The 1,176-nt window shown below is 77.7% G+C and carries 1 protein-coding gene; it reads left to right on the forward strand.

All coding sequences use genetic code 11. The annotated features are described in order from the left end of the window. Positions 1-1,059 (forward strand): ABC transporter ATP-binding protein (locus ACFOWE_RS11370; RefSeq protein WP_377287224.1); only part of this gene is annotated, 1,059 nt, incomplete at its 5' end. Positions 1,060-1,176: the final 117 nt, after the last annotated feature.

Consider the following 1,176-nt stretch of genomic DNA (forward strand, 5'->3'; position numbering starts at 1 on the left):
ACCGGAGCCGGAGCCGGAACAGGTACGGCCGGCGAGCCGTTCCCGCCCGCCCCGCCCGCGACGGGGTCCGCGACAGCGCCCGAGGAGGACCTCACCGCGGACCCCACGCCCGCCGCGGACCCCGCGGCGGAGCACGCGATCGTCACGCGAGGGCTGACCAAACGCTTCCGCGGCGGCCAGGTGGCGGTGGACCGCCTCGACCTGACCGTGCCGCGCGGGGCGGTCTTCGGCTTCCTCGGCCCGAACGGCTCGGGGAAGACCACGACCATCCGCATGCTGCTCGGCCTCGTCGAGCCGACGGCCGGCGCCTGCGCGCTGCTCGGCGCGCCGATGCCCGCGCGGGCCTCCGCCGTCCTGCCCAGGGTGGGGGCGCTGGTCGAGGGACCCGCTTTCTACCCCTACCTGTCGGGCGAGGCGAACCTCCGCCGCTACGACGCCGCCGACCCGACGGCCGACCCGCGCACCGCCGCGGACCGCATCGGGCTCGCGCTGGAGCGGGTGGGGCTGACCGCGGCGGCCCGCAAGCGCTACCGCGCCTACTCGCTGGGCATGCGCCAGCGGCTGGCCATCGCCGCGGCGCTGCTCGGCCCCAGGGAACTGCTGATCCTCGACGAGCCGACCAACGGCCTGGATCCGCAGGGCACCCGGGAGGTGCGCGCGCTCGTGGCGGAGATCGCCGCCGCCGGGACGACCGTCTTCGTCTCCTCGCATCTGCTCGCCGAGGTCGAGCAGATGTGCACCCACGTCGGGGTGATGCGCGCCGGCCGGCTGGTCGCCGCCGGTTCGCTGGCCGAGCTCCGCGCGGGGGAGCGGCCCCGGATCCGGGTGGAGACGCCGGACGCCGCCGCGGCCGCCGCCGTGCTGGAAGGGCTCGGCCTGGCCGAGGTCCGGGCCGGGGAGGGGGAGGCCGGCGCAGAGCTCGGCGTGCTGCCCCCCGAGCGCGTCACCGCGGCCCTGGTGGCCGGCGGTGTCGCGGTGCGCGGGCTGGCCGTGCACCGGCCGAGCCTGGAGGACGTGTTCGTGGAGCTGACCGGGGAGGGGTTCGATGTCGACGGTTGACACGCCGCGGGTGACACCGGCCGATCAGGGCGGTGCGGCCTCGCTTCCCGGCCCGTCCTCCGGGCCGGGAAGCGGCCCTTCCTCCGGCCCGCACCGGGGCCGGGACACGTCCCCCGG

Origin of the sequence: Planomonospora corallina, assembly GCF_042650625.1 — a bacterium.
Lineage (GTDB): Bacteria > Actinomycetota > Actinomycetes > Streptosporangiales > Streptosporangiaceae > Planomonospora_B > Planomonospora_B corallina.